This window comes from Mesorhizobium sp. 131-2-1, from assembly GCF_016756535.1.
Taxonomy (GTDB): Bacteria; Pseudomonadota; Alphaproteobacteria; order Rhizobiales; family Rhizobiaceae; genus Mesorhizobium.
In genome coordinates this window covers 3,732,375-3,755,215 of record NZ_AP023247.1, presented here as the reverse complement: position 1 = coordinate 3,755,215, position 22,841 = coordinate 3,732,375, and the positions used below count along the sequence as shown (strand labels likewise).

Here is a 22,841-nt window from a genome sequence, read left to right as displayed (position 1 = left end):
CGCATCGCATCGAACGATGCGTTTATAGGCAATGGCAGATGTTCGCTGTTTGCTTCAAACCGAAAACTGGACAATGCTTCACCGGAGGGCGGACGGCAATCCATGAGCCACGAACTTTTATCTCCGGTTGAAATGACCGAGGCCGACCGGCTGGCGATCGCCGCCGGGCCGCTCGACGGTATCGGCCTCATGCGTCGCGCCGGAGAAGCCGTCGCCGCCGTGGTGCTGGCCCGCTATCCGGCGGCGGCGCGCGTGCATGTGCTGTGCGGTCCGGGCAACAATGGCGGCGACGGCTACGTGGTGGCCAGCCTGCTTCAAGAGAGCGGCGTCGATGTGGCGATGTGGGTGTCGGGCAAGCCGCGGGCCGGCAGCGATGCCGCCTTGGCCGCCGCCAAGTGCCCAGTAAAAGCTCGACCGCTGGCGGCATTTACCGCCGAGAAGGGTTCCGTCATCGTCGACGCGCTCTACGGGGCAGGGTTGTCCAAGCCGCTGTCGGGCGACGGCGCCAGAGCGATCGGAATCGCCGAGGAATTCGATCTGCCGGTGATCGCCGTCGATCTGCCCTCGGGCGTCTCCGGGGAGAGCGGCTCCATTCTCGGCAAGGCGTTTCGCGCCGAGGCCACCGTCACCTTCGCGCGCAAGAAGCCGGGGCACATGCTGCTGCCGGGGCGCGAATTGTGTGGCGACGTGGTGCTGGCCGATATCGGCATCGGCGATGCCGTCATCGCGCAACTCGGCGTGGCCACCTTCGAGAATGTTCCGTCGCTTTGGCGCGCCGACTTCCCGGTACCGGCCGTCGACGCGCACAAATACAGACGCGGCCATGTCGGTGTCTTTTCCGGCGGGCCGAGCGCGACCGGCGCCGCGCGGCTGTCGGCGCTTGCGGCGGCCCGCAGCGGGGCAGGGGCTGTGACCGTGCTATCGCCGGCGAACGCGGTGCAGGTCAACGCCGGGCACCTGACCTCGATCATGCTGCGCAAGGTCGACGACAGCGCGGACCTCGGCGAATTCATCGGCGCGCGCCGGCCATCGAGCTTTGTCCTCGGCCCTGGCTTCGGTGTTGGCGAAAAGGCGCGCGATTTCACCCTTGCCGTGCTCGGCGCCAGGCATGGCGTCGAAGGGCTGGTCGTCGACGCTGACGGCATCACCTCGTTTCGCGATGCGCCTGACGCCTTGTTCGGGGCCGCCCACCGACCGGCTTCCCCGGCGCTGGTGATGACCCCGCACGAAGGCGAATTCGGACGGCTGTTTCCCGACATCGCCGAAAACAGTGCGCTCTCGAAGCTCGCCAAGGCGCGCGCGGCCGCACGGCGCGCCAATGCCGTCATCGTCTACAAGGGACCGGACACGGTGATCGCCGCCCCGGATGGCCGGGCGGCGATCAACGGCAATGGCGCGCCCTGGCTTGCCACCGCCGGATCGGGCGACGTGCTGGCGGGGATCATGGCCGGGCTGCTGGCGCAAGGCATGCCGGCATTCGCGGCGGCCTGCGCGGCGGTCTGGATCCATGCCGAGGCCGGCAGCCGGTTCGGTCCGGGGCTGATCGCCGAGGATCTGCCGCTGGCCCTGGTGCCGGTGTTGGGCGAACTCATCCGAAACCGGAGCCTGGCGCCTGGCCGATGACCCGCCTGTTCGTGCTCATCGCCGCCATCATGGTTGCGGTCTTCGCAATGCGGCCGGCGCACGCCCAGGGACCTGTGACGATCGTCGACGATCCCGCGGTGCTCGCCGATCTCGACGCCAAGGGCTTCTCGTTCGGCGGCATCTTTAGCGTCGACGGCAAGGATGATCTGAAGACGCTCTATGACGAGGCGCCGGCCTACCATGCGATCGTCGAAACCGTGGCGGCCGACGTCGCAGCCCTGCGCGCCGAGATGAAGGCCGGCGGGCGACCGCTCTATGAGGTCACCGACGGCAATGTCGGCCGCATCATGGACATGCGCTGGCTGAAGACGGACGCGGCGCGCTTCCGGCTGGTCGGTGTCGTCAACCGGCTCGACCGGCGTGACTTCGGTGCTTTGAGCGGCGACAAGGGTTGTGGCGAAGTGCGTTTCATCTACCGCCTTGCCTACAGCTTCAGGAAGAATGGCAAGGTCCTGGCCTCGCGGCTGCCGTTCAATTTCAACGCTGTCTACAGCGTCGCGCCGGATGCCGACGGCGGCTGCGTCGGCGTTGCAGGGCGCTGGACGCCGCAGCTCGACGAGGCCGTCGACGCCGGCTGGCTGGCCGGCGGACCGGTGGCACCGGAGGAACTCACCTTCAAGCAGTTGGAGCTCAACGCGCAGGTCGTTCGCTTTCCCTCGGGCCAGGAGACCGAGTTTGGCGGACAGGCTGCTTACCTGATGCGTATCTTCGGCATCGACGGCGCCGTTGTCAGTGAGAAGCCGCTGGAGAACACGCCTGACACTGTACAGCTCTCGGCCGATGCGGCGCTCAAGAAAAGGCTCGCCGACTATGTCAGCGCCAATGTCGCGGCGGTCGATCTCGGCGTCTATGAAATCCCGGATGAGTTCCTGGCGAAGAAGATCATCTCGTGGTCGACCTTCGGCAGCGCGAGGCAGGCCAACCATCCGTTTACGTCGCTTTTTCAACCTTCGGATTTCGCGGGCCTGAACTATGCGGCGCTGCAATTGGTGCGCACGCCGGAAGCGCTGGTCGAGCGGCTGGACAACGGCGCCTGCCAGGGTTGCCATCAGGCCGGCTCCACTGCCGGCTTCCATTTCATCGGCCTCGACGACAAGACGACGTCACCGCTCAATCGCATCGAGGTCGGCATCTCGCCGCACCTCCATGCCGAGATTCCGCGTCGCGAGGCCTGGCTGCGCGCCACGACCGAAGGCAAGCAGCCGAACCGTTTGCGTCCGCTGTCCTTCGCACCGCCGGCGGCCTGGAGAGACACCGAGGTCGACTACGCGCCGGCGGAAATGGCGATGCCGTGCCTGATGCCGGAGGACGCCGCCCGCTTCGGCCGGACCTGGCAGTGCGGCGGCGGCACCGTCTGCACGCCACTCGCCACGGCCTCAGGGGTGCGCTCCAAACTGGCGCAATGCCTGCTGCCCAAAGACAGCGAGGCGATGTTTTCCGGCCACCCGTGCTTGACCGGATCGATCGCCAGCAATCCGTCGCAACCCTTCAACGACCGCTACACCATCACCGGCCAGTTCGCCGCCTTCGCCTCCGACATTTCACGCACCGCCTACACCTGCCGGCCGCCGAAGATCGGCGTGCCGGCCGGCATCGCCTATCGCGGCTGTGACGACAAGGACCGCACTTTCGCCGCCTTCAAGGCTGGCAAGCCGATGCCGAACGAGATCTGCGGCCTGGTCGGCGGCAAGAAGTTCGATACCTGCGTGGCGACCAACAATTTCGACCAGTGCCTCGGCGGCGCGGTCAATCGCGGCAACCGGCCGGCCTGCTCGGCCGATCATTTCTGCCGCGAGGACTATATGTGCCAGTCGCTGCCGCCGGACACGCCGGGCGCCGCCAAGTTGAAAGGCATCGGGTTCTGCTCGCCGACCTACTTCATCTTCCAGATGCGCATCGACAACCATGCGACACCTTGGTCGAGCACCATGCGGGCGACCATGGGGGCGGGGTTCGGCGCAGCGGAAGCGGAGTAGGGGGCGTCAGGCACCCTGCGGGCGGCGCGGTTCTGCAAAGGCAGCAGCCAGGGCCTCGCGCACCCTTTCCTCGCTGATGCCCGATGTATCCTCGATCCAGCTCGGGGTCGAAATGGGCGGTTCGAGAAAACGGACATGCTCATTGACCGGCCCGTGTATGTAGGAAAGGTTCGAGCCGAAGATCTGCACGCATGGGACGTTCAGGGCCGCCGCGGCATGGGACATGCCGCCATTGACGCCAAGGAACAGTGCCGACGCGCCAAGCTGGTACATCACGTCGATCAGCGGTGTCGTGGTGAAATCGACCGCCTGCGGCACCTCGGCGCGGATCCGCTCCGCCGCATCATGTTCGCGAGGGCCGCCGACGATCCACACCGCCCAGCCGCGGCTGGCATGGTCTTTGGCGATCGAGATGAAGCGCTCCATCGGCCACGATCGCGGGCTGGTCATATCTCCGGTGAAGATGGCCAGGGCCGGCCTGCCGGCATCGACGCCGGCGCGGCCGCGCCACTCATCCAGTTCCGCGGCAGGAATGACCATCTGCGGCGCCGGCCAATCGACGTTCGCCGACCTCGCGCCCAGCGTGGCAATGGAACATACCTCCTCATAGAGGCGCGTCTTGCGCGGACCGAACGCCCACAGATGGCGCAGCCAGTCGGCCGGAAGGCGATTGACCAAACCGAACTGCAGCTCCTGCGGATAGCCGATGCGTTCCGGAATGCCAGCCATGAACGGTATCAGGGCCGCCTTGATCGTGCTCGTCATGAGATAGGCCGAGCCATAGTTCTGCTTGCGAAGCTCGCGCACCAGGTCGCGGCGCTCTGCCAGGCCGAGTTGCATATGCCGCTTCTTCAGAGCCCAGGCCCTGCGGACGTGCGGCATGAAGCGGGCAAAGGAGACGTTTCCGGGCGATGTCACGACGTCGATCGGACGGTCGGGAAACCGTTCCGCGAGGATGCGGATGGCCGAATGACAGCGGACGAAATCGCCGACCGCCGGAAAGCCGACCAGAAGAATTGGATCCAAGGCGAATACCCTTCTTGCTTTTCTCTTTCCGCGCCGACGCATTCGCCGCTGTCGAGAGATTGACTTGACTCGTTTCGGCTGCCTATTGCCGCTACTCTCTCCGGCGGGTCCATATTCCCAGTCGGTGAATTTTGACAAGGCTCACCAGAAAAGGGCAATTGCATGGTCCGCCCCATACTCGTCGAGATCGCCCCCGGCGAACTGCTGGACAAGATATCGATCCTCGAGATCAAGGCGGCAAGCATCGCCGACGCGTCCAAGCTGGTCAACGTCCTGCACGAACTGGAGCAGCTGTCGCGCGTTCGCGACGAGCACCTGCCGGCGTCGGCGACGCTGGCCAGCCTTTACGCGGAACTGAAGGCCGTCAACCAGGCGCTCTGGGTCATCGAGGACGATATCCGCGTGGAGGAACTCAACAAGCGTTTCGGCGATCGTTTCATCGAGCTCGCCCGCGGCGTCTACCGGACGAACGACCGCCGTGCCGCCTTGAAGCGCGAGATAAACGTGTTGCTCAGCTCCGCCATCATCGAGGAAAAATCCTACGAAAACTACGAGTAGGACGGCCTCACAGCGGTTGTCACGGCGGTGGGAAGCACCGCCCAGCGCGCCCCTCAGCGCTGAAGATAGTCCTCCATCTGCCCGATCCATCTGCTGTTGAACGCAGCGATCTGTTGTTCGGCCGTATCCGGGTTCAGCAGCGTCGACAGTGCCGTCCGACGTATCGGTTCGATCTCAGGCGCTTCGACGTACCCAAGTGCTGCCAGCCGCTGTGCCCATGAGGGGTGCGTCGACTTGCCGTCGTCCGGACGCACCCATGCCTTTTGCGCGCTAGCGTTCAGGTATGGGCCTTGCGACAGCTCCCCGGCCATTTCCAGCAGGCGGGCAAGCGGCGGTCGCGGCGGACGCAAGGCTCCCATCACCTCGCGCCGCAGCGGCTCATAGACTTTCTCGGTGAAATGCACGTCCGCCGCGGCGACAAGCAGGAGCGCGCGCGCCGCTTGTTCGGCATTACCGGATGTCGCCGCGTGGCGATCGGCCTTGATCTCCGCCTCGCGCGAAAGCCGGATGTCTTCCCGCTCGAACGATTCCGACAGCCAGCCGATCGCAGCATGGAGGAGACTGCCTGATATCGTTACTCCTGGAGGCGCATATTCGAACACGAAGCCGAAACTGTTCTCGAACTCGGCAAGGTTAAGGCCGCCATTCGTGTCCTTGTTGCGCACATGCGCGTCCTCATGGGCAAGAATTGCCGCAAGAGCATTTTCGTCGGTCACGGCCAGCAAGGGGATGCCGACCGTCAAAAACAGCCGGCGGCCGAGAAGACCAAGAAGCGTGCGCTCCTCCCGCACGCTGGCGTTCAACGTGTCCTCAAGCGCAATCACTGTGCGGGCGGCTCTGCGCGGGCCAGCGACCTTTTCCCACTGGTCCCACAGACCAGGTGCCTCCGCCCGGCTCACACCCTTGATCTTGCTGCGCCGAAAGCCGGCAAACAATGTGCCGAACAGAAAAGCCGCCGCGGTGGTCGCGATCGGCATGACGACAAATCCGCCGGCGATGAACCAGACCGGATGGCTGTCGAGCAGCGACATCCAGACACAGAAGACGACAGCGGCGGGAATCACGAAAAACAGCACCGCAAATCTGCCGAACCGCCGCCCAGCGCTGATGATGAACCGCGACATTCAAATCACAGCGGAATGTTGTCGTGCTTCTTCCAGGGGTTCTGCATGTCCTTGTTGCGCAGCATCCTGAGCGCCCGGGCAACGCGGCGGCGGGTGGAATGCGGCATGATCACCTCGTCGACATAGCCGCGCTCGGCGGCGACGAAGGGCGACAGGAAGCGGTCCTCGTAAGCCTTTGTGTGCGCTGCGATCTTTTCCGCGTCGCCGATGTCCTTGCGGTAGATGATCTCGACCGCGCCCCTGGCGCCCATCACAGCGATCTGCGCCGTCGGCCAGGCATAGTTCATGTCGCCGCGCAGGTGCTTTGACGCCATGACGTCATAGGCGCCGCCATAGGCCTTGCGGGTGATCACGGTGATCTTCGGCACGGTCGCTTCGGCATAGGCGAACAGAAGCTTCGCGCCATGCTTGATCAGCCCGCCATACTCCTGCGCGGTGCCGGGCAGGAAGCCCGGAACGTCGACGAAGGTCACGATCGGAATGGAAAAGCAGTCGCAGAAGCGCACGAAGCGCGCCGCCTTGCGGCTGGCGTCGGAATCGAGCACGCCGGCCAGCACCATCGGCTGGTTGGCGACGAAGCCGACGGTGCGGCCCTCGACGCGGCCGAAGCCGGTGACGATGTTTTTCGCAAAACTCTGCTGGATCTCGAAGAAGTCGCCCTCGTCGGCAACTTTCAGGATCAGCTCCTTGATATCGTAGGGCTTGTTGGCGTTGTCGGGGATCAGCCGGTCGAGCGATAGATCGTGGTCGGTGACCGACTGGTAGCATTCGATCTCGGGAATTTCCGATGTGTTGGACGCCGGCAGCAGGTCGACCAGCCGGCGCATCTGCAGCAGCGCCTCGACATCGTTGTCGTAGGCGCCGTCGGCGATCGACGACTTCGTAGTGTGGACCGAGGCGCCGCCGAGGCTCTCTGCGGTCACTGTCTCGTTGGTGACGGTCTTCACCACGTCCGGCCCGGTGACGAACATGTAGGAGGTGTCGCGCACCATGAAGATGAAGTCGGTCATCGCCGGTGAATAGACGTCGCCGCCGGCGCAAGGGCCCATGATCAGCGATATCTGCGGAATTACGCCGGAGGCGAGCACGTTGCGCTGGAAGATCTCGGCATAGCCGCCAAGGGCCGCCACGCCTTCCTGGATGCGGGCGCCGCCGGCGTCATAGAGGCCGATGATCGGCGCGCGGTTGCGCAGCGCCATCTCCTGCACCTTGACCACCTTTTCGGCATGCGCCTCCGACAGCGAGCCGCCGAACACGGTGAAATCCTTGGCGAAGACGTAGACCGGGCGGCCGTTGACCGTGCCCCAGCCGGTGACGACGCCGTCGCCGGCGATCTTGGTCTTCTCCATGCCGAAGTCGGTCGAGCGGTGCTCGACATACATGTCGAACTCCTCGAACGAGCCCTCGTCGAGGAAGACATCGATGCGCTCGCGGGCGGTGAGCTTGCCTTTCTGGTGCTGGGCGTCGATGCGGGCCTTGCCGCCGCCCATGCGCGCGATGTCGCGGCGGCGCTCGAGTTCCTTCAGCACGTCCTTCATCGCGGTCCCCAAAACGAATGGCTGCCTTGTGGTAATGATGCCGGCAGGCGCGCGCAAGCGTCGCGTTTGCCATGGCTTTTGCTGCATTGCAGCATGCGGCCCTTGCATTTCGGGGCGAACTCGTCCATATGCAGCGGCATAGGCGCTTGGGCCGGCATTGTCCGGCCTTCTCCACGAATGAGACTGGTTGCGTCTGTTTTCCCTCTTTCCGGTGTTCGGCAAGGTGGCGAAAAAGCCCCGAGGCATGATGCTTGCGGGCACGACAGCGCAGCCGCGCGGACGTTTCCGTCCGCCGCCTTGTCGTTCCATGACAATTGTTTCGACGGCAGGTTGCGCCCTGCCGCGTCGATGTTTGCGGCCAGAAAGCCGCGTGAAAGAAGATTACTTTGACCAACGAAAACACGTCCCTCGGTAAAGACACTGGGGAACTTACCGGTTTCGCAGCCCTCGGCATCACCGGCGCGCTGCTCAAGGCAACGCATGCCGCCGGCTTTGCCGATCCCAAGCCGATCCAGACCCAGGCCATCCCGCCGCAACTGGAAGGCCGTGACATCTTCGGCATTGCCCAGACCGGCTCAGGCAAGACCGCGGCCTTCGCGCTGCCGATCCTGTCGAAAATCATCGGGCTCGGCACCAAGCGCCGGCCGAAGACGACCCGTGCGCTGATCCTGGCGCCGACGCGCGAGCTCGCCGTTCAGATCGAGGACACCATCAAGATCCTCGCCAAGGGCGCGCATGTCTCGACCGCGCTCGTGCTTGGCGGCGTCTCGCGCTTCAGCCAGGTGAAGAAGATCGCTCCCGGCGTCGACATCCTGATCGCCACGCCCGGCCGGCTGACCGACCTGGTGCGCGAGGGCGACCTCATCCTCGCCGACACCAAATGGCTGGTGCTCGACGAGGGTGACCGCATGCTCGACATGGGCTTCATCAACGACGTCAAGCGCATCGCCAAGGCGACCGCGCCCGACCGCCAGACGGCGCTGTTTTCGGCCACCATGCCGGACGAGATCGCCGAGCTCGCCAAGGGCCTGCTGAAGAATCCGGTCCGCATCGAGGTCTCGCCGCAAAGCACGACCGCGGCCGAGATCGTCCAGAGCGTGGTGCTCGCCCGCACCAAGCAGAAGCGGCAGGTGCTGTCCAAGATGCTCGCCGACGAGGCGATGAAGTCCGTCATCATCTTTTCGCGCACCAAGCATGGCGCCGACAGGGTGACCAAGGATCTCGATCGCGATGGCTTCAAGGCCGCCGTCATCCACGGCAACAAGTCGCAGAATGCCCGCCAGAAGGCGCTCAATGATTTCCGCGACGGTTCGGTGCGCATCCTGGTAGCGACCGACATCGCCGCGCGCGGGATCGACGTTCCCGGCATCAGCCATGTCGTGAACTTCGACCTGCCGGACGAGGCGGAAAGCTATGTCCACCGTATCGGCCGCACCGGCCGCAACGGCCGGGACGGCATCGCCATCACGCTTTGCGACCCGTCGGAGAACGCCAAGCTGCGCCAGGTCGAGCGCATCATCCGCGCCAAGCTGCCAATCGTTGCCGACCATCTCGGCAGCCCTGATCCGCAGCGCAATCCTGCCGAAAAGAACGAGCGTCATTTCGAACCGGCCAACGACCGTGAACACCATGGCGGCCGTCGCGACGGCAGGCGCCCCGGCGCTGCCAGCAATGGCTTTGGCAAGAAGCGCTTTGGCGGCAAGCCTGGTGGCGATCGTCCCGTCGTCGCTGGCAAGCCGCAGGGCGAGCGTCCTGAGGGCCGCAAGCCTTTCAAGGGCAACAACAAGCGCCGCTTCGGCGGCAAGCGGCCGGCGACTCGGGCGGCGTAACCGCCGGATCGGTCCGGTGACAATTTGATACTGGGCGATCGGAGCGATGCTTCGGTCGCCCTTTTTCTTGCGACAGGTTACTGCCCGGTCAGCGCCTTGACCCAGACGACGATCCGTTCGGCGAGGACGGCCGTTGTCGATGGCGACAGGGCGTCGCCGGCAATGACATGGTTGTCGGCGTCACCAGTGTCGTCGACCGGCACCAGCTCGTGCGGCGCGCCCCAGCGTCCGGCGATCTCGCGGGTGCGGTCCGGCCGCACCACCTTGTCGGAATCCGAAAAGATGAAGAGGGCAGGAATGGTCGCCTTTTCCACCGGCGCCGCATAGGCGAGCTCGGTCAACGCCTGCATCGGCAGCGTCGCCGCCATCGGGTATTGGTGGGTCCAGAACTTTTCATGCAGCGCATTGCGGGTCGGGAAGCTGCGCTCCTTGCCACCGACCAGCTCGGCGATCTGTTTGCCCCAGGGCTTGGTCAGCAGTTCGGCGCCGGACGCCTTGACGCCGAAGTTGGGCGAAATGAACGCGATCGCCGCGACCCCGTCCGAAGCGTTGGGCGCGGTTGCCGCCCATGCCGCCAACGAGCCGCCGGTCGAGGTGGCGATGACAATCACCTTGTCGCCGATCGCCCGGCCGATGGCCAGCGCCTCCTCATAGTCGTTGATCCAGGCATTGACGCTGCCCTCGGCCATGGCGGCGCCATCTCGGCCGTGGCCGGTGAGGCGGGTGTAGAAGAGATTGGCATCCAGCTGGTCGGCGACGTCGTCCGGCAGCGGGCGGACCTCGCCCTTCGAGGCCGAGAAACCGTGGATGTAGACGATGGCCAGCGGCGTCCTGGCGTGAACCATCGGATTGGCCCAGATGATCTCCTTTTCCAGCCCGTCGCGGATGTTGGGTACAGCTGCCTCCTCGCGCGCCAGATAGGCCTGCGGATCGTCGCCGATGGCGGAAGGGTCGAAACGGATCGTCGTGTCGACAGGCACGCGCGGGCCGAGCACGAAGGCCATGGAGAAGATGACAGCGAGCCCCAGCACCGCAAGCACGATCCGCCGCCCCATTGCAGACTCCAAGCAACAATTCTCAACCTATGGCCGTGCCTGCCGACAGGCAACAGCCCTGCGCCGGCTTAAGTCGCCCGGTCCGGGCCCGCCTCGTCCGGCAGCTTGCGGTCGAAATTCAGCGGCCGTGCCTTCCAGCCGGTCGTGACGCCGATCACCCAGCGGCAGATCGGTCGCGGCAAGAGGCCGAGGAATTTCAGCGGCCAGCTTATGCGATAGGGGAAGGTGACCTCGAAGCCGCCTTTCTCGATGCCGCGCGCCATGCGGCGGGATGCGCGATGGACAGGCATCAGCCCCGGCATCGGCAACATGTTCTTTTCCGTCAGCGGGGTGTCGACGAAGCCGGGGTTCATCACCTGGACGCGGATGTTCATCTTGTCGAAGTCGTATTTCAGCGATTCCGCCAGGATGTTGATCGCCGCCTTGGTGCCGCCATAGGCGGCGGTGGTCGGCCAGCCGGAATAGGCGGTGACCGAGCCGACAAGCACGACATGACCGCGCCCGCGCACGCGCATGTGCTCGACGACAGGCACCAGGCCGTTGACGATGCCGAAATAGTTGACGTCGAAGGACCGGCGGAAATCGCTCACCACGAGGTGCTCGCCGGGCGTGGCGATGTAATTGCCGGCGTTGAAGACGGCGAGCACGATCGGCCCCATGTCCTTCTCGATCGCCGCGGCCACCCTGGCCATGCCCGTTTCGTCGGTGACGTCGCACGGGAAAGACTTCACATGCCCGGGCATCTGCGCCGTCTCGACGATCAGCGTGTCGATCGGATCGTCCGCCAGCGCCGTCACCGCGACGGCATAGCCCTTCGCGGCAAGATCCTTGGCCAATGCGCGGCCGATGCCGCTGCTGCCGCCCGTTACCCAGGCGACGCCATGCTTCGGGTTGGCCCGATAGAGTGTCATGCTGTGTCCTGCCAGTGTGTCGGTAGTGCTCTAGCGGCGAAGAAATCGAATGAAAAGAGCGCTTTTCGGCGCAAGGTTGAAATGCGTGCCGGAACACAGCATCTGAATTCAGGAGATCGCAGTGCCTGAAATGCGACTGGACCAGGCGAATTCTTGCCTTGAAACCGGGGCTTTGGGTTTCTAGGGTCTCGCCGCACCTACACAAGGAATCCTTGATGCCCCGTTCTGTGATCGAAGCGATCGGCAACACGCCCTTGATCCGCCTCAACAAGGCCTCGGAAGCAACCGGCTGCGAGATCCTGGGCAAGGCCGAATTTATGAATCCGGGACAGTCGGTCAAGGATCGCGCAGGCCTGTTCATCATCCGCGATGCCGAGCAGCGCGGGCTGCTGAAGCCAGGCGGGGTTATCGTCGAGGGCACGGCCGGCAACACCGGCATCGGGCTGACGCTGGTCGCCAAGGCGCTCGGCTACCGCACGGTGATCGTCATTCCGGACACGCAGAGCCAGGAGAAGAAGGACACCATCAAATTGCTCGGCGCCGAGCTGATCGAAGTGCCGGCGGTGCCCTACAAGAACCCGAACAACTACGTGAAGCTGTCGGGGCGCCTGGCCGAGCAATTGGCGCGCACCGAGCCGAACGGCGCGATCTGGGCCAACCAGTTCGACAACGTCGCCAACCGCGATGGCCATATCAGGACCACGGCTGAGGAGATCTGGACCCAGACCGGCGGCAAGGTCGACGGTTTCGTCTCGGCGGTCGGTTCGGGCGGAACGCTGGCCGGCGTCGGACTCGGGCTGAAGGGCAAGAGCAGGGACGTGAAGATCGCGCTCGCCGATCCGTTGGGGGCAGCGCTCTACAGTTTCTACACCAGCGGCGAATTGAAGGCCGAGGGCAGCTCGATCACCGAAGGCATCGGCCAGGGGCGCATCACCGCCAACCTCGAAGGCTTCACGCCCGACTTCTCCTTCCAGATCCCCGACGAGGAGGCGCTGCCGATCGTCTTCGACCTGATCCAGGAGGAAGGGCTGTGCGTCGGCGGCTCGACCGGCATCAACATCGCCGGCGCGATCCGCCTGGCGCGCGAGTTGGGGCCCGGCCACACCATCGTGACGATCCTTGCCGACTACGGCACGCGCTACCAGTCGAAGCTGTTCAATCCAGAATTCCTGCGCGAGAAGAACCTGCCGGTGCCCGGCTGGATGGAAGAGAAGGCCGACATCTCGGTGCCGTTCGAAAAGGTCGCGTGATGGTGCACAGGACGGAAGCGCTGTTTCGCGATGACGCCTACCTGAAGGAGGCCGAGGCAGCGGTTGTCGCAATCAACGACCGAGGCGGCGTCATCCTGGACCGGACGATCTTCTACGCCACCTCGGGCGGCCAGCCGGGCGACATCGGCTTGCTGGAGCGCGCCGACGGCAGCCGGGTCGCGATCGCCGCCACCATCACCGGCGAGACCAAGGATGAGATCATCCATGTGCCGGCGCCCGGACAAGCGGTGCCGTCGATCGGCGAACGGCTGGGGCTCGCCATCGACTGGCAGCGGCGGCATCTTCTGATGCGCATGCATGCGGCCTGCCATCTGCTCACCGTCGTGTGCCCGTTCCCGATCACCGGCGCTGCCGTCGCCGAGGACGACAGCCGTGTCGATTTCGACATTCCCGATGCCGGCTTCAGCAAGGAGGATGTGACGGCGAGGCTGATGGAGCTGGTGCGTGCCGACCATCCGATCTTCACCCGGCTGATCACCGACGAGGAGCTAGCCGCCAATCCGGGCCTGGTGAAATCCAAGAACGTGCGTCCGCCTGTCGGCACCGGCAAGATCCGTCTGGTCTGCATCGGCGACAATGCCTCGATCGACAGCCAGCCCTGTGGCGGCACCCATGTGAGGAGCACCGCAGAGGTCGGCGAGATCCATGTCGGCAAGATCGAAAAGAAGGGCCGCGAGAACCGGCGCTTCCGCATCCGCTTCGGACCGATGCCGGCGGCCTGATCGACGGACTGAGAGCCGCCGCCAGGGCGGCAGGAGAAAAGAATGGCCGAGGATAGCCCCTTCATCGTCGACGCCGATTGGCTGCAGCAGCGCCTGGGCGAACCCGGCCTGACGATCATCGACGCTTCCTGGTATCTGCCTGCGCAGAACCGGAATGCGCGTGCCGAGTTTGAGGCGGCGCATATCCCGGGCGCCCGCTTCCTCGATCAGGACGCCATTTCGGACCCGGATTCCAAGCTGCCGCATACGCTGCCGTCGCCGCAATATTTCGCCCAATATGTCGGCGGAATGGGCGTTTCGGCCGACGACACGATCGTCCTCTATGACGGCCCGGGCTATTTCTCGGCGCCGCGCGGCTGGTGGATGTTCAGGGTCATGGGCGTCTTCCAGGTCTACATATTGAGCGGCGGCTTCGATCGCTGGAAGGCGGAGGGGCGGCCGGTGACGGCGGAGCCGACGAAGATCGCGCCCTGCATCTTCCACGCCGACTTCGATGCCGCACGGGTCGTCAGCCTCGCCGAGATGCGCCGCATCGTCGACAGAAGAGAAAGCCAGATCGCCGATGCCCGATCCGCCGGCCGTTTTGCGGGAACCGACCCGGAGCCGCGCGCGGGCATCCGCTCCGGTCATATGCCGGGCGCGCGCAGCGTGCCGGTCACGGCATTGGCCGAGAACGGCGAGTTGCTGCCCAGGGATCGCTTGCGCAAGCTGATCGAGGATGCCGGCATAGACCTGTCGAAGCCGGTCGTCACCTCGTGCGGCTCCGGCATCACGGCGGCGGCGATCACGCTGGCGCTGGAGACGCTTGGCCACACCGACAACAGGCTTTACGACGGGTCATGGACCGAATGGGGCGGGCTTGGCGATACGCCGGTGGTGACGGGCAAGGAATGACAGTGATGGAAAACGGGGTGCTGCAGGACATCGACGTCACGGTGACGTTCCTCGAAATGCATGCGCCGCCGGCCGCGTCGCCGCCGGTGCCGTACAACCGGCAGATCGCGCTCCTGAAGACCAGGGATGTCCCGCTGCACTTCTACCGCTACCTGATGGATCGGGTGGGGCGCAAATGGCATTGGGTGAACGTGCTGAGGCTGAGCGACGAGGAGCTTTCGGCCGGCCTCCATCGCGAGGACCGCGACATCAGGGTGCTCTATCTCGACGGCGCGCCGGCCGGCTTCTTCGATCTCAAGCCGCATCTGCCGGAAGAGGTCGAACTCGCCTATTTCGGCATGATGGAGCATGCGCATGGGCAAGGCATCGGGCGCTGGTTCCTGGGCGCAGCGATCGCTGCCGCGTGGTCGCATGGGCCGAAGCGGGTGACGGTGCAGACCTGCACGCTCGACCACCCGGCGGCGCTGCCGCTCTACCAGAAGCTCGGCTTCACGCCGGTGGCGCAGAAGAAGGAGATCGTGCACCCGCTGTCCTTCGCCGAGCGGTCGGCGAGCGTCATGCGGCCGTAGTGTCGATGCCGCCTACGCCACCGGCGGCGGCTGGCCCTCGAAGGTCGGCAGCGAGGTGTCGATGCAGGCCCAGGCGGGCGCCTTGGCCGTCCATAGCGTCGCGGCGGGCTTGATCATGTTCGGATCGTCGAGCGTTCCTGCGCGCACGAAAATCAGATGCGGGCGCGACTCCGCCTCGCTCAAGAGATGCACGCCGCAGGCCGGGCAGAAGCGCCGGTGCATCTTGTTGCCGCTGTCGGCCACGCTCTCGTAATCGCGCGTCTCGCCGGCGATCCTCATCTGCGCCGTCGCGAAGCAGACGCTCACCGCTGCGTTGCCGGTCGCGATATACTGGCACAAGCGGCACCAGCACATACGCGCGGTGATCGGCTCCGCGCTGGCTCTCGTAGCGGACTGCGCCGCACAGGCATCCCCCCGTGATCAAGCTCGGATCCTCGTCAGCCTCCGTAACCGCCATCATGTTCTCGTGGGATCATCATGGAGCGGAGCGAGGTATCTCGCCAGTCGGAAAACATCGCGTCGCTGCGGCCGAATGTCGGGATCGAAGCGATACTGGAAATCAACTGGTTGCTGCTTGTTCATCGCCGCTTCAGACTGACTTTGCCATGGTGGCGGCAAGATCAACGCGCCCTTCAGAGTAGGGCCGAAGGAGAAAGACATGCTGACCCGACGTACATTTGCCGTTGCCATGATTGCGGCACTTGCCATGCCTGGCCTTGCATTTGCGCAGGCGACAACGCCTTCGGCCGCGACGATCGAGCGCCAGCTCGAAGCCGCGCCCAGGGTGAAGCTGCGCCCCAACCAGCGAGTCACCATCCGCGAATTCAAGCGGCGGCCGGATCTGAGGCGCATGGCCCGCTCGATCGACATCCAGTCGATCAATTTCGAGTTCGGCTCGGCGGCGATCTCCGAGTCGCAATACGGCAAGATCGAGAACATCGCCGATGCACTGCATCGTATCCTGCGGCGTGATCGCGGCGCCCGCATCCTGATCGAGGGCCATACCGACGCGGTCGGCTCCTTCCAGTCGAACCAGATCCTCTCGGAGCAGCGCGCCGCCTCGCTGAAGCGGACGCTGGTGCGCGAATTCGGAGTACCTGGCCATGCGCTCGAAACCGTCGGCTATGGCGAGGAGTTCCTGCTGGTGCCGACACAGCAAGAGAATTGGCGCAACCGCCGGGTGACGCTGCGCCGCTTCGACGACTTCATCCGTTAAGCCCGCCGGAATCGCATCAGGCCTTGGCCTGGATCGCCATGCCAAAGAGCCCGGCTTGAATGAGCCGGGCTCTTTCCATATCGCTTGACGTTCAAGGTCAAAAAGATGGCGCGAAAGGATCCTGACGATGGCGATACGGGTGGTGATGGCCGGCGCGACCGGCTGGGTCGGCAAGGCTCTGGTGCCGGCGATCGGCGCGCAGGCCGACATGGAACTCGCCGGTGCGGTGTCGCGCAGCGGCGCCGGGCAGGATTCCGGCCTGCTGGTCGGCCTGCCGGCCAATGGCGTGGCCGTCTCCGCGACGCTGGCGGAAGCGCTGCAGGCGCCGTCCGACGTGCTGGTCGATTACACCAAGCCGCATGTGGTGAAGGACCATGCGCTGCTCGCCATCGACAAGGGACGGCATGTGGTGATCGGCACGTCCGGGCTCGGAGCGGCCGACTATGCCGACATCGACGCGGCGGCGCGTGCCAACAAGGTCGGCGTGCTCGCCGCCGGCAATTTTTCCATCACGGCGACGCTGATGAAACGCTTCGCCCTGATGGCGGCGAAATATGTGCCTGATGTCGAGGTCATCGACTACGCCAGCGCCAGGAAGCCCGATGCGCCGTCGGGCACCGCGCGCGAGCTTGCCGAGGCGCTGGCCGACACCCGCAAGCCTTCGACCGCGCGGCCGCTGTCCGAAGTTTCCGGCGTGCCCGGAACACGCGGCGCCGCAGTCGGCGCGGGCGAGGGGGTGCAGGTGCATGCGCTCCGCCTGCCGTCCTTCATCCTGTCCTGCGAGGCGCTGTTCGGCCTGCCGGACGAACGGCTGACCATCCGCCATGATGCCGGCTCGTCCGCCGCGCCTTACGTCGCCGGCACGCTGCTCGCCATCCGCCGGGTGTCGGAGTTCACCGGGCTGGTGCGCGGGCTCGACGCGCTCATGGACTGACGCGGCTTGGCAGGAATCGGGTGGGAAGCGCGCAAGCGGCCGCATAATTTCCGGTCACCGATACCGGAGATTTGCCATGACCATCCAGTTCCAAGCCCTGCCGACCGACAATGTGAGGGCCCTGCAGCGCGGCGGGGCGGACGCTTACGGCCGCAAGCCCGAGCGCCAGCTTTCCGACGGCGACGGCGTGCCGTGCCGGCACTGCCTGAAGAACGTCGCTGCCGGTGATGCATATCTCATCTTGGCCTACCGGCCGTTTCCCGATCTGCAGCCCTATGCCGAGACCGGACCGATCTTCCTGCACGCGGAAGAATGCGAACGCGCGCCGGAAGCCGGGGCGCTTCCCGAAATGCTGGAGAGCAGCGACTATATCGTGCGCGGCTATGGCCGGGATGACCGCATCGTCTATGGCAGCGGCGGCGTCATCCCGACCGTCGAAATCGCGACGCGCGCCGAAACACTGTTCGAGCGCGACGACATCGCCTACATCCATGTCCGCTCGGCGCGCAACAATTGCTACCAGTGCCGTATCGAACGCGCCTGAAGATCTCAAAAGATGCCCGCCGATAGGCTGGCGGGCAGTTGGGGAAAAGCCTGCGACAGAAGAAAAAGCCACCTACAGGCCGATGTGACTAGGCACGCTTTTCGGATGCCGAATGTGAAGCGCTTCACAAAGGGCACCCCGGATCTGCATGAATGTCGGGTGAGACTGTCGTACTCCCGTCGCATAGTCGCGCTATGAGGCAAGTGTTGATCGATTGCCGACCGCGGATGGACCGGCGGCGCGTCTCAACATCGAGGAAGCGGGGCTTTGGCTCCGCTTTTTTGTTGGCTGCATTGTTCCGCGCAAAGAAAAACCCGCCGGACGGAGCCGGCGGGCGACAGGAGGAATTCTTTTCGCGTGCTTATCAGGCGGCAAGCACCGCCTTCGGCTCGACCAGCTCGTAGCCGAGCGCCTCGGCCACCGCGCGGTTGGTGATCTTGCCCTTGTGGACGTTGAGGCCATTGCGCAGATGATGGTCGTCGACCAGCGCCTTCAGGCCCTTGTCGGCAAGCTGCAGGCCGTAATGCAGCGTCGCGTTGTTGAGGGCGTGCGCCGAGGTGACCGGCACCGCGCCCGGCATGTTGGCGACGCAGTAGTGGATGACGCCGTCGACCTCGTAGGTCGGCTCGGCATGGGTGGTGGCATGCGAGGTCTCGAAGCAGCCGCCCTGGTCGATGGCGACGTCGACGAGCACGGCACCCTTCTTCATGCCCGAGAGCATCTCGCGCGTCACCAGCTTCGGCGCCGCGGCGCCCGGGATCAGCACGGCGCCGACGACGATGTCGGCGGAGAAGCACTCTTCCTCAAGCGCCTCGACGGTCGAGTAGCGGGTGTGGACGCGGCCACCGAAAATGTCGTCGAGCTGGCGCAGGCGCGGGATGGAGCGGTCGATGATGGTGACGTCGGCGCCGAGGCCGGCCGCCATCTTGGCGGCATGCAGGCCGACGACGCCGCCGCCGAGCACGGTCACCTTGCCGGGCAGCACGCCGGGCACGCCGCCGAGCAGCACGCCGCGGCCGCCATTGGCCTTCTGCAGCGCCGTCGCGCCGGCCTGGATCGACAGGCGGCCGGCGACTTCCGACATCGGCGCCAAGAGCGGCAGGCCGCCGCGATCATCGGTGACGGTTTCATAGGCGATGGCGGTGACGCCGGAAGCAAGCAGGCCCTTGGTCTGTTCCGGATCCGGAGCGAGGTGGAGGTAGGTGTAGAGGATCTGGCCGTCGCGCAACTGGACCCACTCGTTGGGCTGCGGCTCCTTGACCTTGACGATCATATCGGACTTGGCGAACACGTCGGCGGCCGTCTTGGCAATGGTGGCACCGGCCGAACGATAGGCGTTGTCGTCTGCGCCGATGCCGGCGCCAGCGCCCGCTTCGACCAGCACTTCATGGCCATGCGCGACATACTCGCGGACAGAGCCCGGCGTCAGGCCGACGCGATATTCATGGTTCTTGATTTCCTTGGGGCAACCGACGCGCATTTTCTGTCTCCTGATCCGGCCCTTTGCGGGCGCGTTCCCTGTATTTGGGGAGTGAACCATGAATCGGCTCGCAGGTGTTTGCGAATGCGCTTGCCTGAACCGACGCCCTTCGATAATTGTTGCGCGAAATATCAATATTTTCGCAGGAAACACGAAAAATGCCGCTCGACAGGATTGATATCGCCATTCTGGAGGCTTTGCAGAAAGACGGGCGGATACCCAACGCGGCGCTTGCCGAGAAGGTCGGCCTGTCGCAATCGGCCTGCTCGCGGCGGCTCGACAATCTGGAGAAGTCGGGCACGATCCGCGGCTATCACGCGCGTCTGTCCAACGCCGCGCTCGGCCACCAGATGACGGCGATCGTGCATATATCGCTATCGGGGCAGTTCGAGAAGACGCTGTCGGACTTCGAGGCGGCGATCAAGCGCTGCCCGAACGTGCTGTCCTGCCATCTGATGTCGGGCGAATACGACTACATCCTGCGCATCGCGGCGAAGGATCTGGTCGACTACGAGCACATCCACAAGGAATGGCTGTCGGCCATGCCGCATGTGACCAAGATCAATTCATCCTTCGCCCTGCGCGAGATCGTTGACAGGACGGCGATGGGCCTGAAGCCGGAAATGGCCTAACGCCAAAGGCACACCCGGACGTCCTTCCCAATATAGCACGCGCCTTCACGGCGAAGTTCTCCCCAATCTCCTGGTTCACCATGAGTTGCGCGAATGTCCGAGTTCCCATAGCCTTCCCAAAAATCACCGTCCTTGTATACAACTGCCCAGTAATCTTTGGACATTTCACCAGCCCCACTATTGGTATCAGGATAGTCGATACCTGCAAAAACTTGCCGAGGCCCCTGGATATTGAAATCGCCGCCCTTCTCGATTTGATAGGAGCATCTTCCGGATATGCGGGTCTGACCGCTGACAACCAGCAGGCAGCGGCCCCATTTATAACCGCTCGGCAAGCGATGCTGTGGTTGCGCCTGCGAAGGCAAAAAGGAAAACGCAACAGCAAGGCCAGCCGCTATGGTTCGTCCGATCATCTTGTCTCCGTTACGAAGCAACCAATCCAGGAGCGAGCTGACACTGTTGGATCCGCCGAGAGCGCATATCGAAACGGTCATGCGCACCGTGGGCCGTAGAAGATCATATTAGTTATCGACCAAGTCGGATGTTTGTCACGTGACATTTGCGCTGCCACGCGGCGCGAGTATGGATCGACTAGAATGCGTTGGGATTCCGGCCAACCGGCCTCGCTGCTGTCGTGTGAACATTTCAAGGGCGAATTCTATTCGCAGCGAAACAGAATCCGACCGGTCTCAGTATCCAAACGGGCTCTTAGGCCTCGGTGACGATCCGATCCATCGCGATATCGTGCGGCTGCGGATAGATGGTGGCGATGCGCTGCAATTCGTAGCCCACGCCGATGACCGTCGGCCTGAACGGCATCGCCGCCAGTGTGCGGTCGTAGAAGCCGCCGCCATAGCCAAGACGGTAGTTGCCTGGGTCGATGCCGACGATCGGCGAAATGACGATGTCCGGCAGCACCGGATCGCCTTGCGCCGGGATCGGGATGTTCCAGACGCCTTTCTCCAACCGGTCGCCCGGTCTATAGGCGCGGAACACCAGTGGCTGCCCCTTCTCGATCACGACGGGCAAGGCGGTGCGCCCGCCGCGCTCGTTGATCGACGCCATCCAGGACCGCAGGTCCGGCTCGCCGCGGAACGGCCAGTAGAGGCTGACCATGCGGCCGCCAATGTCGCCAATCAGACCGTCGAGGCCCTCGGCGATGCGCGTCGACATCGCGGCGCGGGCGTCAGCGGAGACGGCGAGCCTAGCCCCGATCAGCCTTTCGCGCTCAACCTTGCGCCAGCGTCTGACGTCGGTCCAGTCCGTGAGCGGCGCCCGGAACTCCGGATCGAGTTCATGCATGAAACAGGGCGGGGAGGCGTATTGGGCCGGGCCTTGCTCGTCACGATCGTCAGCCATGCTTCGCTCCTGCTATTCCAGCGGTGAGGCTATACCTCGCGCAAACGGGCCGACATGCGCATTCACGACATCCGGCGGCGAGTCCCGGGCAATTGCATGATCTTCCCGATATTGTTGCGGTGCACAAAAATACCTAGATTGTATCTGGTGGATTGCTTGGCGAGGTAAGTGAAATGAACGAAGCCGGCCATCATGTCGTTGTCGTCGGCGCCGGGTTTGGCGGCCTTGAACTGACCCACGCGCTGGCCGGTGCGCCGGTGCGCATCACCATGATCGACAAACGCAACCATCACCTGTTCCAGCCGCTGCTCTACCAGGTCGCGACCACCTCGCTGGCGACCTCCGAGGTTGCCTGGCCGATCCGTCATCTGCTGCGCAAGCGCAAGAACGTGACGACCCTGCTGGGCAACGTCACCGGCGTCGACCGCGCCGGCAATCGCGTGCTGCTCGATGACGGCGGCGCCGTTGCCTACGACACGCTGGTGCTCGCCACCGGCGCGCGCCACGCCTATTTCGGCCATGACGAATGGGAGCCTTTTGCGCCCGGACTGAAGACGCTGGAGGATGCCACCACGATCCGGCGCCGCATTCTGCTCGCCTTCGAGCAGGCCGAGCGCGAAACCGACCCGGCCAGGCGCCAGATGCTGCTCACCCTGGCCATTGTCGGCGGCGGGCCGACCGGCGTCGAGCTTGCCGGCACCATCGCGGAGCTCGCGCACGACACGCTGCGCGGCGAATTCCGCAACATCGATACAAGGCAGACCCGCGTTGTGCTGATCGAGGCGGGCGATCGCATCCTTGTCAATTTCGCGCCGGAACTCTCCGACTATGCCCACAAGGCGCTGGAGCGGCTTGGCGTGACGGTCGAACTCGGCCGGCCCGTCACGCAGCTGGATGCGGATGGCGTTGTCTTTGGCGACAAGCGCCTGCCGGCAAAGACAATCCTATGGGCAGCGGGCGTTGCCGCCTCGCCGGCGGCGGAATGGCTGGGAACGGACGCCGACCGGGCGGGCAGGGTGCTGGTCGAGCCCGATCTCACCGTGCCGGGCAGCCCGGAGATCTTTGTCATCGGCGACACCGCGCATGTGTTGCGGCCGGATGGCAAGCCGGTGCCGGGCGTGGCGCCTTCCGCCAAGCAGGAGGGGCGCCACGTCGCCGCGACGATCAAGGCGCGGCTCGCCGGCGATACGACTTCGCGTCCTTTCCGCTATCAGCATGCCGGCGATCTGGCGACCATCGGCAAGCGCGCGGCAACGATCGACTTCGGCTGGATCAAGCTCACCGGCTGGCTCGCCTGGTGGCTCTGGGGCGTGGCGCACATCTATTTCCTGATCGGTTTCCGCAACCGGCTCGCGGTCTCGCTTAGCTGGCTATGGATCTACTTCACCGGCCAGCGCAGCGCGCGGCTGATCACCCAGGGCGACGACGACAAGAGCTGACGTCGCGCCGGCGCTCGTTCCATTGGCACGTCACCTTGTCGTGATCGACGGACTTTTCGACGGACATGGACTCATGCCTGTTTCACCGGCAAGCTTCGCGCTCGGTGGCAGGGGTGTCGC

General features: G+C 64.7%; 21 protein-coding genes and 1 pseudogene. 13 read left to right on the top strand and 9 right to left on the bottom strand.

Annotated elements, in window-relative coordinates:
* The first annotated feature begins 102 nt into the window (after nucleotides 1-102).
* Nucleotides 103-1,623 carry an NAD(P)H-hydrate dehydratase gene (locus JG743_RS18140; RefSeq protein WP_202292165.1) on the top strand — a complete coding sequence of 507 codons (1,521 nt, stop codon included), beginning with the start codon at nucleotides 103-105 and terminating at the stop codon, nucleotides 1,621-1,623.
* Nucleotides 1,620-3,620, top strand: a complete 2,001-nt coding sequence (locus JG743_RS18135) for a hypothetical protein (RefSeq protein ID WP_202292164.1) — start codon at nucleotides 1,620-1,622, stop codon at nucleotides 3,618-3,620. Before JG743_RS18140 ends, JG743_RS18135 begins: the two co-directional genes overlap by 4 nt.
* Before the next feature lie 6 nt (nucleotides 3,621-3,626).
* Here JG743_RS18135 and waaF read toward each other — a convergent pair whose 3' ends face one another.
* Nucleotides 3,627-4,646: a lipopolysaccharide heptosyltransferase II gene (gene waaF, locus JG743_RS18130; protein ID WP_202292163.1), complete on the bottom strand. Its 1,020-nt coding sequence runs from the start codon at nucleotides 4,644-4,646 to the stop codon at nucleotides 3,627-3,629.
* Between the two features lie 162 nt (nucleotides 4,647-4,808).
* Between waaF and JG743_RS18125 the strand changes: the two genes are divergently transcribed.
* Nucleotides 4,809-5,204 carry a DUF6165 family protein gene (locus tag JG743_RS18125; protein WP_202292162.1) on the top strand — a complete coding sequence of 132 codons (396 nt, stop codon included), beginning with the start codon at nucleotides 4,809-4,811 and terminating at the stop codon, nucleotides 5,202-5,204.
* A 53-nt stretch (nucleotides 5,205-5,257) separates the two neighbouring features.
* Here JG743_RS18125 and JG743_RS18120 read toward each other — a convergent pair whose 3' ends face one another.
* On the bottom strand, nucleotides 5,258-6,280 hold the full coding sequence (locus JG743_RS18120; protein ID WP_202292161.1) for a M48 family metallopeptidase: 1,023 nt from the start codon (nucleotides 6,278-6,280) through the stop codon (nucleotides 5,258-5,260).
* A gap of 53 nt (nucleotides 6,281-6,333) precedes the next feature.
* Nucleotides 6,334-7,866, bottom strand: coding sequence for an acyl-CoA carboxylase subunit beta (locus tag JG743_RS18115; protein ID WP_202292160.1), 1,533 nt, complete (start codon nucleotides 7,864-7,866; stop codon nucleotides 6,334-6,336).
* Between the two features lie 386 nt (nucleotides 7,867-8,252).
* Here JG743_RS18115 and JG743_RS18110 point away from each other — a divergent pair, with 386 nt between their 5' ends.
* A complete protein-coding gene (locus tag JG743_RS18110) occupies nucleotides 8,253-9,695 on the top strand; it encodes a DEAD/DEAH box helicase (RefSeq protein WP_202292159.1) in 1,443 nt (480 codons plus the stop codon).
* Nucleotides 9,696-9,772: 77 nt separating this feature from the next.
* On the opposite strand, the gene JG743_RS18105 is transcribed toward JG743_RS18110, so the two are convergent.
* Entirely contained in the window at nucleotides 9,773-10,750 is a 978-nt protein-coding gene (locus tag JG743_RS18105) for an alpha/beta hydrolase (protein WP_202292158.1), read from the bottom strand.
* Nucleotides 10,751-10,818: 68 nt separating this feature from the next.
* Nucleotides 10,819-11,661: an SDR family oxidoreductase gene (locus tag JG743_RS18100; protein WP_202292157.1), complete on the bottom strand. Its 843-nt coding sequence runs from the start codon at nucleotides 11,659-11,661 to the stop codon at nucleotides 10,819-10,821.
* A gap of 215 nt (nucleotides 11,662-11,876) precedes the next feature.
* On the opposite strand from JG743_RS18100, the gene JG743_RS18095 reads away from it, so the two are divergent.
* Genes JG743_RS18095 through JG743_RS18080 form a run of 4 tightly spaced genes read left to right on the top strand, consistent with a single transcriptional unit; the run spans nucleotide 11,877 to nucleotide 15,117 of the window.
* On the top strand, nucleotides 11,877-12,911 hold the full coding sequence (locus JG743_RS18095) for a cysteine synthase A (RefSeq protein WP_202292156.1): 1,035 nt from the start codon (nucleotides 11,877-11,879) through the stop codon (nucleotides 12,909-12,911).
* Nucleotides 12,911-13,654, top strand: a complete 744-nt coding sequence (locus JG743_RS18090; RefSeq protein ID WP_202302705.1) for an alanyl-tRNA editing protein — start codon at nucleotides 12,911-12,913, stop codon at nucleotides 13,652-13,654. The genes JG743_RS18095 and JG743_RS18090 overlap by 1 nt, the downstream gene beginning before the upstream one ends.
* Nucleotides 13,655-13,696: 42 nt before the next feature.
* Nucleotides 13,697-14,548: a 3-mercaptopyruvate sulfurtransferase gene (gene sseA / locus JG743_RS18085; protein ID WP_202292155.1), complete on the top strand. Its 852-nt coding sequence runs from the start codon at nucleotides 13,697-13,699 to the stop codon at nucleotides 14,546-14,548.
* Between the two features lie 5 nt (nucleotides 14,549-14,553).
* A complete protein-coding gene (locus JG743_RS18080; protein WP_202292154.1) occupies nucleotides 14,554-15,117 on the top strand; it encodes a GNAT family N-acetyltransferase in 564 nt (187 codons plus the stop codon).
* A gap of 12 nt (nucleotides 15,118-15,129) precedes the next feature.
* Here JG743_RS18080 and JG743_RS18075 read toward each other — a convergent pair.
* Nucleotides 15,130-15,489, bottom strand: a pseudogene (locus tag JG743_RS18075) (GFA family protein); the annotation flags it as partial.
* Between the two features lie 286 nt (nucleotides 15,490-15,775).
* On the opposite strand from JG743_RS18075, the gene JG743_RS18070 reads away from it, so the two are divergent.
* From JG743_RS18070 to JG743_RS18060, 3 genes are all read left to right on the top strand, one after another.
* Nucleotides 15,776-16,333 (top strand): OmpA family protein, encoded by a 558-nt coding sequence (locus tag JG743_RS18070; RefSeq protein ID WP_202292152.1) that lies wholly within the window; start codon nucleotides 15,776-15,778, stop codon nucleotides 16,331-16,333.
* A 127-nt stretch (nucleotides 16,334-16,460) separates the two neighbouring features.
* Nucleotides 16,461-17,267, top strand: coding sequence for a 4-hydroxy-tetrahydrodipicolinate reductase (gene dapB / locus JG743_RS18065; RefSeq protein ID WP_202292151.1), 807 nt, complete (start codon nucleotides 16,461-16,463; stop codon nucleotides 17,265-17,267).
* 76 nt (nucleotides 17,268-17,343) lie between these two features.
* Nucleotides 17,344-17,811, top strand: a complete 468-nt coding sequence (locus JG743_RS18060; protein WP_202292150.1) for a DUF1203 domain-containing protein — start codon at nucleotides 17,344-17,346, stop codon at nucleotides 17,809-17,811.
* A gap of 364 nt (nucleotides 17,812-18,175) precedes the next feature.
* On the opposite strand, the gene ald is transcribed toward JG743_RS18060, so the two are convergent.
* Nucleotides 18,176-19,291, bottom strand: a complete 1,116-nt coding sequence (gene ald / locus JG743_RS18055) for an alanine dehydrogenase (protein ID WP_202292149.1) — start codon at nucleotides 19,289-19,291, stop codon at nucleotides 18,176-18,178.
* Between the two features lie 158 nt (nucleotides 19,292-19,449).
* Here ald and JG743_RS18050 point away from each other — a divergent pair, with 158 nt between their 5' ends.
* Nucleotides 19,450-19,923 (top strand): Lrp/AsnC family transcriptional regulator, encoded by a 474-nt coding sequence (locus JG743_RS18050; RefSeq protein WP_202292148.1) that lies wholly within the window; start codon nucleotides 19,450-19,452, stop codon nucleotides 19,921-19,923.
* On the opposite strand, the gene JG743_RS18045 is transcribed toward JG743_RS18050, so the two are convergent.
* Together JG743_RS18045 and JG743_RS18040 are read right to left on the bottom strand one after the other, a co-directional pair.
* The gene (locus tag JG743_RS18045; protein WP_202292147.1) at nucleotides 19,920-20,336 is read right to left on the bottom strand and encodes a hypothetical protein; all 417 of its coding nucleotides are present in this window, start codon (nucleotides 20,334-20,336) and stop codon (nucleotides 19,920-19,922) included. The two genes, JG743_RS18050 and JG743_RS18045, sit on opposite strands and share 4 nt — an antisense overlap.
* 295 nt (nucleotides 20,337-20,631) lie before the next feature.
* The gene (locus JG743_RS18040; RefSeq protein WP_202292146.1) at nucleotides 20,632-21,282 is read right to left on the bottom strand and encodes a 5-formyltetrahydrofolate cyclo-ligase; all 651 of its coding nucleotides are present in this window, start codon (nucleotides 21,280-21,282) and stop codon (nucleotides 20,632-20,634) included.
* A gap of 173 nt (nucleotides 21,283-21,455) precedes the next feature.
* Between JG743_RS18040 and JG743_RS18035 the strand changes: the two genes are divergently transcribed.
* A complete protein-coding gene (locus tag JG743_RS18035) occupies nucleotides 21,456-22,721 on the top strand; it encodes an NAD(P)/FAD-dependent oxidoreductase (protein WP_202292145.1) in 1,266 nt (421 codons plus the stop codon).
* Nucleotides 22,722-22,841: the final 120 nt, after the last annotated feature.

What these genes read in the sequence shown, in the direction of transcription:
- JG743_RS18045 (WP_202292147.1), bottom strand. Translation starts at nt 20,336, where the DNA reads ATGATCGGACGAACCATAGCGGCTGGCCTTGCTGTTGCGTTTTCCTTT.
- JG743_RS18040 (WP_202292146.1), bottom strand. Translation starts at nt 21,282, where the DNA reads ATGGCTGACGATCGTGACGAGCAAGGCCCGGCCCAATACGCCTCCCCG.
- JG743_RS18105 (WP_202292158.1), bottom strand. Translation starts at nt 10,750, where the DNA reads ATGGGGCGGCGGATCGTGCTTGCGGTGCTGGGGCTCGCTGTCATCTTC.
- JG743_RS18070 (WP_202292152.1), top strand. Translation starts at nt 15,776, where the DNA reads ATGCTGACCCGACGTACATTTGCCGTTGCCATGATTGCGGCACTTGCC.
- JG743_RS18115 (WP_202292160.1), bottom strand. Translation starts at nt 7,866, where the DNA reads ATGAAGGACGTGCTGAAGGAACTCGAGCGCCGCCGCGACATCGCGCGC.
- sseA (WP_202292155.1), top strand. Translation starts at nt 13,697, where the DNA reads ATGGCCGAGGATAGCCCCTTCATCGTCGACGCCGATTGGCTGCAGCAG.
- JG743_RS18050 (WP_202292148.1), top strand. Translation starts at nt 19,450, where the DNA reads ATGCCGCTCGACAGGATTGATATCGCCATTCTGGAGGCTTTGCAGAAA.
- JG743_RS18095 (WP_202292156.1), top strand. Translation starts at nt 11,877, where the DNA reads ATGCCCCGTTCTGTGATCGAAGCGATCGGCAACACGCCCTTGATCCGC.
- JG743_RS18080 (WP_202292154.1), top strand. Translation starts at nt 14,554, where the DNA reads ATGGAAAACGGGGTGCTGCAGGACATCGACGTCACGGTGACGTTCCTC.
- JG743_RS18125 (WP_202292162.1), top strand. Translation starts at nt 4,809, where the DNA reads ATGGTCCGCCCCATACTCGTCGAGATCGCCCCCGGCGAACTGCTGGAC.
- JG743_RS18060 (WP_202292150.1), top strand. Translation starts at nt 17,344, where the DNA reads ATGACCATCCAGTTCCAAGCCCTGCCGACCGACAATGTGAGGGCCCTG.
- dapB (WP_202292151.1), top strand. Translation starts at nt 16,461, where the DNA reads ATGGCGATACGGGTGGTGATGGCCGGCGCGACCGGCTGGGTCGGCAAG.
- JG743_RS18090 (WP_202302705.1), top strand. Translation starts at nt 12,911, where the DNA reads ATGGTGCACAGGACGGAAGCGCTGTTTCGCGATGACGCCTACCTGAAG.
- JG743_RS18140 (WP_202292165.1), top strand. Translation starts at nt 103, where the DNA reads ATGAGCCACGAACTTTTATCTCCGGTTGAAATGACCGAGGCCGACCGG.
- JG743_RS18035 (WP_202292145.1), top strand. Translation starts at nt 21,456, where the DNA reads ATGAACGAAGCCGGCCATCATGTCGTTGTCGTCGGCGCCGGGTTTGGC.
- JG743_RS18135 (WP_202292164.1), top strand. Translation starts at nt 1,620, where the DNA reads ATGACCCGCCTGTTCGTGCTCATCGCCGCCATCATGGTTGCGGTCTTC.
- JG743_RS18100 (WP_202292157.1), bottom strand. Translation starts at nt 11,661, where the DNA reads ATGACACTCTATCGGGCCAACCCGAAGCATGGCGTCGCCTGGGTAACG.
- ald (WP_202292149.1), bottom strand. Translation starts at nt 19,291, where the DNA reads ATGCGCGTCGGTTGCCCCAAGGAAATCAAGAACCATGAATATCGCGTC.